At 56.5% G+C, this 6,504-nt stretch carries 8 protein-coding genes, 1 tRNA gene and 1 pseudogene; 5 read left to right on the top strand and 5 right to left on the bottom strand.

The genetic code is table 11. From position 1 onward, the window contains the following. From AC1XOS_RS18300 to AC1XOS_RS18290, 3 genes are all read right to left on the bottom strand, one after another. Nucleotides 1–275, bottom strand: a 275-nt coding sequence (locus AC1XOS_RS18300) for a hypothetical protein (protein WP_481963655.1), incomplete at its 3' end; no start/stop codon positions are given. Nucleotides 276–279: 4 nt separating this feature from the next. After that, nucleotides 280–996 (bottom strand): fumarylacetoacetate hydrolase family protein, encoded by a 717-nt coding sequence (locus AC1XOS_RS18295; protein ID WP_481963654.1) that lies wholly within the window; start codon nucleotides 994–996, stop codon nucleotides 280–282. 9 nt (nucleotides 997–1,005) lie between these two features. Continuing rightward, the gene (locus AC1XOS_RS18290) at nucleotides 1,006–1,416 is read right to left on the bottom strand and encodes a Uma2 family endonuclease (RefSeq protein WP_481963653.1); all 411 of its coding nucleotides are present in this window, start codon (nucleotides 1,414–1,416) and stop codon (nucleotides 1,006–1,008) included. A gap of 85 nt (nucleotides 1,417–1,501) precedes the next feature. Here AC1XOS_RS18290 and AC1XOS_RS18285 point away from each other — a divergent pair, with 85 nt between their 5' ends. The 3 genes from AC1XOS_RS18285 to AC1XOS_RS18275 are packed head-to-tail and all read left to right on the top strand — an operon-like array spanning nucleotide 1,502 to nucleotide 3,162. After that, nucleotides 1,502–1,972 carry a peptidylprolyl isomerase gene (locus AC1XOS_RS18285; RefSeq protein WP_481963652.1) on the top strand — a complete coding sequence of 157 codons (471 nt, stop codon included), beginning with the start codon at nucleotides 1,502–1,504 and terminating at the stop codon, nucleotides 1,970–1,972. Between the two features lie 9 nt (nucleotides 1,973–1,981). Then, entirely contained in the window at nucleotides 1,982–2,872 is an 891-nt protein-coding gene (locus tag AC1XOS_RS18280; protein WP_481963651.1) for a TonB family protein, read from the top strand. 8 nt (nucleotides 2,873–2,880) lie between these two features. Beyond that, nucleotides 2,881–3,162: an acylphosphatase gene (locus tag AC1XOS_RS18275; RefSeq protein WP_481963650.1), complete on the top strand. Its 282-nt coding sequence runs from the start codon at nucleotides 2,881–2,883 to the stop codon at nucleotides 3,160–3,162. 23 nt (nucleotides 3,163–3,185) lie between these two features. Here AC1XOS_RS18275 and AC1XOS_RS18270 read toward each other — a convergent pair. Continuing rightward, a tRNA-OTHER gene (locus tag AC1XOS_RS18270) sits at nucleotides 3,186–3,307 on the bottom strand. A gap of 481 nt (nucleotides 3,308–3,788) precedes the next feature. Here AC1XOS_RS18270 and AC1XOS_RS18265 point away from each other — a divergent pair. Both AC1XOS_RS18265 and AC1XOS_RS18260 read left to right on the top strand, forming a co-directional pair. Then, a complete protein-coding gene (locus AC1XOS_RS18265; RefSeq protein WP_481963649.1) occupies nucleotides 3,789–4,196 on the top strand; it encodes a hypothetical protein in 408 nt (135 codons plus the stop codon). A 5-nt stretch (nucleotides 4,197–4,201) separates the two neighbouring features. Continuing rightward, complete coding sequence (locus tag AC1XOS_RS18260; RefSeq protein WP_481963648.1) at nucleotides 4,202–6,298, top strand: NosD domain-containing protein; 2,097 nt, start codon at nucleotides 4,202–4,204, stop codon at nucleotides 6,296–6,298. Here AC1XOS_RS18260 and AC1XOS_RS18255 read toward each other — a convergent pair. Then, nucleotides 6,287–6,504 (bottom strand): annotated as a pseudogene (locus AC1XOS_RS18255) (hypothetical protein); the annotation flags it as partial. The gene AC1XOS_RS18260 and the pseudogene AC1XOS_RS18255 sit on opposite strands and share 12 nt — an antisense overlap.

Genomic DNA, 6,504 nt, shown 5'->3' with positions numbered 1-6,504 from the left:
GACGGGCCGCCAATGGGCATCTGGTACTTGAAGTAGTGCAGACGATCCAGCCCGATGTCGTAGCGGTAGATCAGCGAGTCGCCTACCTGCGTGCCCGACGCAGTGACCACCCATGCTTTCTCCTCGATGACTTCGGCGTAGGGCTGGCTCGTGTCCACCAGGTACTCGTGGTTCGCGCTCGTCATCCCAAGCGGCTGGCGGAAGCGGGGCGCGATGGCCCCGAAGCTGGGGAGTACCTGGACGAGGGCGAGGAGCAGGCAGAAAAGACGGCGCATGAGTTTAGACGATGTAATTCTCTAGAACACCCAGCCGCTCGACTTCGAGGCGCACGGTGTCCCCCACTTCCAGCCACGGCCAGACTCCCTCGGCGAACTCGGTGATGCAGCCCGTGCCCACTGTGCCTGAGCCGATCAGATCACCGGGTTTAAGAGTCGTGTTACGGCTGGCGGCGGCGATAAGCTCGGCAAACGTCCAGTTCATGTCGCGGGTATTGCCCCCACCACGCCGGACGCCATTGACAAACACCGCCATCTCTAAATCATAGCGCTTGCCGCGTGAACGATCAGGCAGAACGCGGTCTTCGAGCTCGTCGGGCGTGACCAAGTGCGGCCCGACACTGGTGGCGAAGTCCTTGCCTTTTGCGGGGCCAAGCCCGACGCGCATCTCGTGGCGCTGGACATCGCGCATGCTCCAGTCGTTGAGGATCGTGAAGCCTAGGATATAGCTGTCGGCATCGGCGACGGCGATATCGCCGCCCTCTTTTCCAATCACCACGGCCCACTCCAGCTCGTAGTCCAGCTCACGGGTCTCAGCAGGCTTTTTGATCTCCGCACCCTCCCCGACAATGCAAGCCGTGTTGGAGAAGTAGAAAACCGGCGCATCGTACCACTCGGGGATCATCTCCAGGCCACGCTTCTTGCGGGCGTTTTTCACGTGCGCCTCAAAGGCATAGAAATCCCGAAACGAGGGGAACGACTCAGGCAGTGGCAGCTTCATACTTTCCTCCTAAGGCAACAAATCGCGGACATTTAGTGTGCTGTTCTCAATGCCAGATAGAGCATTGACATCCACAACAAGAACCACATCGCGAGCCGTAGGATTATCGGGGTAGTCCTCCAGAGGGAGACGAGTCACGTAGGCATCGGGTTCGGGTTCATTGATCTCGTCTAGCATAATCGGAGCCTGGGCTCCAACCCTCTCGCGTCCGAAGCAGTCTTCCAACGCATGGGTCACGCGGCGACAACTAACAACATGAGGCTTGTTCTGCGGCAGCTTCTCCACCAGTGCACCCTTGAGAAGCTCATACCGTGCCTCCTCTAATAGCCCTGCATTCAATAAAACGGCCACATGAGCCCGTGTCAGCAGGAGCCGACGCGGTGGTTCGAAGGCAGGTGGGCTAGCCATCATGGTACTCATGCGCTTATTATACCGATCAGACTCACAGAAAGACGTAACTTGGCAGACGTGCGCCAACTCTAAAGCGGCAGGTACAATAGAGCATATGCAACCCAAGAAAACTCGCCGTCCCTTGGTGGTGATGGAGACCACAAAGGGCGTGATTAAATTTGTCCTCTACCCCGAAATAACTCCGAAGACGTGCGCCAATTTTATTAAGCTCGTCAAGAAGGGCTTCTACAATGGCCTGACCTTCCACCGAGTGGAGCCTAATTTCGTGATCCAGGGCGGTGACCCTAAAGGCAATGGTAGCGGTGGCCCTGGCTGGAGTATTCCCAACGAGAAAAATGGCCCTCTGAAGCACAACCGTGGCGCGGTCGCGATGGCAAATGCGGGCCGCGACACGGCTGGCAGCCAGTTCTACGTGGTGATCGGGAAGCCTGCCCCCAACCTGGATGAGAAAGAAGCCGATGGCATGAGCAAGTACACGATCTTTGGCCAGGTGGTCAATGGTCAAGATGCAGCGGAGCGGATCAAAATCGGAGATAAAATGATGAAAGTCACGGTTCAGGAGTAACCACACACCATGCTTGCTATACTCGCCACACTACTGCTCATGGGGCAGCCCCCCGCGCAGGCCCCACCTCCGGCTAACAAACCGCCTGTGGCTAAGCCCAAAAAAGAAGAGAAGCCCAAGCAACCCAAGCCACAAAAGCCCAAGAAACAGCAGGAGCGACCAATCGCAACTGTAGAGACATCAAAGGGAACAGTCGTGCTCGAACTTGAGCCCACCGAGGCCCCGATTGCGGTCTCCAACTTTATCAGTCTGATACAGCGTGGCTTCTATGATGGTCTGATCTTCCATCGTGTCGAGGGCGATCTGGTGCAGGGCGGCGACCCACTGGGCACTGGCGCAGGTGGCCCTGGCTACACCATTTCCTTTGAGCAGAACCGTGGCCTCAAGAACCTGAAGGGGGTGATTGGGATGGCACGCGGACCGGAAAAAGACTCGGCAGGAAGCCAGTTTTATATCCTGAAAAAAGATGCCCCCGGCTTTGATTTAAATGGCTATACCCTCTTTGGTCGGGTTACCAGTGGGCTAGAGATTGTCGAGAAGCTTGTGGTGGGCGATAAGATTACCCGGGCCACGGTGACGGTTCCCACGAGCTTCAAGCCACGTGCGTTTGGGCCAACGCACAACGCGGAGCCCCAGGCACTTTTCTACCCACTCCTCCCCGATGATATTGCCAGCCGCACCTACACCAAGACGGTGAAAGTGAAAGTGATCGTGAGCGCGACAGGCAGTGCAGATATCACGCTTACCCGTGGCACGGGGGATGAGGAAATTGACGATGCGATTGTCGCCGCGATGCGACAGTGGCAGTGGCAGCCGGCTCTGAGAACCGGCCAACCAGTGGCACAGACACTGGAGTTTGTGTATGATCTCGCGACGCACTCTCGTCGCGTTGGAGGATAGAAAGAACCATGATTCGCTTACAAGCCAAGATTCAAGGCAACGTCCAGGGTGTCGGTTTTCGCTACTGGGTGCACCACACCGCGCAACGTCTGACGGGAGTGGGAGGCGGCTACGTCAAGAACCTCCCCGATGGTAGTGTTCATGTGGAAGCGGAAGCCCTGGAGCGCGCCCCCCTACAAGCCCTCCTCGCCGAGCTACACCGTGGCCCCACACAGGCGCAAGTGACTGCGGTTGAGGCACACTGGGAGGAAGATATCGAAGGAAGCCACCTCTCTTTCCGGGTAGCCTAGTCCCTTCGGAGTAGACAAAAATATGGGCCTGGAGGGACTCGAACCCCCAACCAAGGGATTACTTGCGGAGAAGATGGAGTTGAACCATCACAAGCCAACCTGCTTCTCCGTGAGTCCCCTGCTCTAACCATTGAGCTACAAGCCCGAAAGCTCACACATTCTAACCGATGAACCGAAAAACTGCAAAACTAAATATGGTATGCCGAATTTGCAGCCTGCCTCTCAGAGGTCGGCAATCAGCCTTTTGCTCACGTAAATGCAAAGGGAAGTTTCATCAAAGTTATCTTGCACAACAAGACAGAGGGCTTCAGCGTAAACTAGCTCTCGTCTTGGATTTTGGAGGTTGCTGCATGCGATGCGGCTATGCCACTAACCTAGCAGCATTTTCGTTTCATCATCGTGAACCAACAACCAAATTGTTCCAGCTAGATCTACGATCACTTTCCAATCGTACTTTGGAGGTGATCCAGCAAGAAGCAGCGAAATGTGATCTGGTCTGTGCAAACTGCCATGCGGAACTACATCATCCACAGCTCAACATAAATAATTTCGATATTTCAAAAAATTCAACTTTGGCGGATACTACCGCTATTAGCCCATCAGAAAGATAGGCAAAGGAACAAACTATGGCATCTGACATGATTAAGCTTGGTGGTCTGTGGACTAACAAGGACAAAGACGGCAACACCTATCTCACGGGTAAGCTCTCACCCCAGGTGAAGATTCTAATCTTCAAAAACAAGTACCGTGAGTCGGAGAACCATCCGACCCATATCATGTATCTCTCGCAGGTTGAGTCGCAGCCAGGCGAGGAAGGCAAGCAGCCGGAAGAAGAGGATGAGTTCTTCGCCGACGGCGACACCGCCCCACGTCCGATGGCCCCGCGCTCCGCGGCACCGGCTCCGCGTACCCCTGCGCCTGCTCCTAGCACGGCTCGCCCTGCCGCAGCAGCTCCTGCCGCTCGCCCCGGAGCCCAGCGCCGCCCGTCGCCACCTCCCGCCGACGACGACCTCGAAGATCCGTTCGCTGAGTAGATAAAATGCAGCTACCTAAAACCATCACCACCTCGCTTAAGCTCAAGCGGGGTGTGTTTGTCTTGCCCGAGGGCATCACGATCACGGGCAATGATATCGTCGTTGACTTTGGCGGCTTGACACTGCGTGGAACGCCACAGGGCATTGAGCCTGACAAGCGCGCGGGAGTTGGGGTGCGGGTGACGGGCAAGAACATCACCCTCAAGAACCTCAATGTCCATGGCTACAAAGTCGGGGTTCTGGCGCGAGACTGTCCAGGACTGGTCTTAGAGAATCTAGACGCGTCGGATAACTGGAAGCAGCGCCTAGGCAGTACGCTGGAGAAAGAAGACGGCGCAGACTGGATGAGCTTTCACCAGAACGAGAAAGACGAGTGGCTCGGCTACGGCGCGGCTCTCTATTTAGTGGGCTGTGATGGCTTTTCTGTGCGCCAGTGCAAGGCACTGCGTGGGCAGTGTGGGCTGATGCTGACACGCTGCAATCATGGGCTGGTGGCGCAGAACAACTTTTCTTTTCTCTCGGCGATTGGGCTGGGGATGTACCGGAGTAGCCATAACAAGATTCTTCAGAACAAAATAGACTGGTGCGTGCGCGGCTACAGCCACGGCGTCTACAACCGAGGCCAAGACTCCGCGGGGATTCTGATCTACGAGCAGAGCAGCGAGAATGTCTTTGCCTATAACTCCGTAACCCACGGCGGCGATGGCTTCTTCCTCTGGGCCGGGCAGACCACGATGGACACCGGGCGCGGCGGCTGCGACGATAACTTAGTCTATGGCAATGATTTTTCACACGCCCCGACCAATGGGATCGAGGCGACATTCAGCCGAAATGCCTTTGTCAATAACGTCGTTCTAGAGTGCTGGCATGGGGTCTGGGGCGGCTATAGCTACGACACGAAGATTGTCGGGAATGTCTTTGGCTTCAACGCAGAGGCAGTCGCAATTGAGCATGGCCGCGACAATGTGATCTCCGAGAATCTCTTTCACCGGGATCTGACCGGGATCAACCTCTGGAAGAACGCCACACAAGATCCAAACTGGGCCTATGTCAGAAAACATGAGACCACCAGTCGGGACTACGATATCGCCCACAATCGCTTTGTTGGCTGCACCAAGCCCCTGAATATTCGCGCCACCGACAGTGTCCGGGAGAAAGCAAACACCATCGACACCACGCGCTTTGCGGCAGTGATGCAGCCTAGTGGCAATACGATTGTCGCCACGGAGACGGATACGAAAGCCTACCAGAAGCGCTTTCAGCTACCCTGGAGTCCAACCGCAACGGTGCCGGGCATCATCGCTCCGGCTCCCCTTCCCGGTGCACCAATGCCCTTTCTGCCCAAAAATGCGCTCCGAGGGCGGCGCTATATTTTAGTGGACGAGTGGGGCCCCTACGACTTTGAGCGCCCCCTTCTCTGGCCCCGTGGCGAGGGGATCTATGAGATTCTCGGGCCAAAGGGAAAGTGGCGTTTGGTCTCTGCCGAAGGCGCGACGCTCTCTCAGACCTCAGGGAGTGTCCCTGGTGAAGTAAGGCTAAGTGTCGAAGCGGGACGCGTGGGGACGACAAAAGTGGAGCTGGAGTATCTCGGCGAGGCGACTCGTGATAGCGGGGGGACTCTCACGCCGAAAAATACGCCTGTGCGCTTTGGTTTCTCGCGCTTCTTTGCCCCCATTGCTTGGGACGTTACCTTCTACCCGTGGAGCAAGGCTGAGAACCCCGCCGATATCCACAGCGTCCCCAGTGAGCGCCATCTGGATCAGGTGCGTGCTCTCGTCAAGCCCCTTAAAACCGAGAAACGCGACAGGCTCGACTACGCGGGCAGCTCTTTTGGTCAAGGGATTCCTAGCGATCACTTCTACACCTACGCCGAGGGAAGCTTTACGGTTCCTGCCGGCGCGTATCTTCTCGATATCACCACCGACGACGGCTGCCGCCTCTCTCTTGATGACAAGCCGATTCTAAGTAATGCCTGGAAGTACCAGGGGCCAACCCTCTACACGATCCCTGTCACACTAGGCGGGAAACACAAGCTGATCGTGGAGCACTTCCAGATCGATGGCTACGCGACTCTTAAGATAGACCTGCGGCTAGGAAGGTAAGCCTGCACTGAGAAGCGTAAAGTAGCCTCCTAAGAAGAGCGCTGTCACGGCTAAGACGATCAGCCCCAAGGCGATTTGAACGGGCAGGTGGGTCAGGCGGCGCTCATCTCCCTCCACGACCAAGAGGGGTGTCGTCTGGCTGGGGACAAAGACCCCGTAGAGGGTCAGGGTGATATCAGCAGGAATAAAAAAGACCTCGGTGCGAA

Source organism: Armatimonas sp. (genome assembly GCF_964826245.1).
The sequence above is the reverse complement of the archived record's forward strand: the minus strand, read 5'-3'. Positions and strand labels throughout refer to the sequence as shown.

Coding starts and splice junctions, on each gene's coding strand:
- AC1XOS_RS18285 (WP_481963652.1), top strand. CDS start 1,502: ATGCAACCCAAGAAAACTCGCCGTCCCTTGGTGGTGATGGAGACCACA.
- AC1XOS_RS18295 (WP_481963654.1), bottom strand. CDS start 996: ATGAAGCTGCCACTGCCTGAGTCGTTCCCCTCGTTTCGGGATTTCTAT.
- AC1XOS_RS18260 (WP_481963648.1), top strand. CDS start 4,202: ATGCAGCTACCTAAAACCATCACCACCTCGCTTAAGCTCAAGCGGGGT.
- AC1XOS_RS18280 (WP_481963651.1), top strand. CDS start 1,982: ATGCTTGCTATACTCGCCACACTACTGCTCATGGGGCAGCCCCCCGCG.
- AC1XOS_RS18275 (WP_481963650.1), top strand. CDS start 2,881: ATGATTCGCTTACAAGCCAAGATTCAAGGCAACGTCCAGGGTGTCGGT.
- AC1XOS_RS18265 (WP_481963649.1), top strand. CDS start 3,789: ATGGCATCTGACATGATTAAGCTTGGTGGTCTGTGGACTAACAAGGAC.
- AC1XOS_RS18290 (WP_481963653.1), bottom strand. CDS start 1,416: ATGAGTACCATGATGGCTAGCCCACCTGCCTTCGAACCACCGCGTCGG.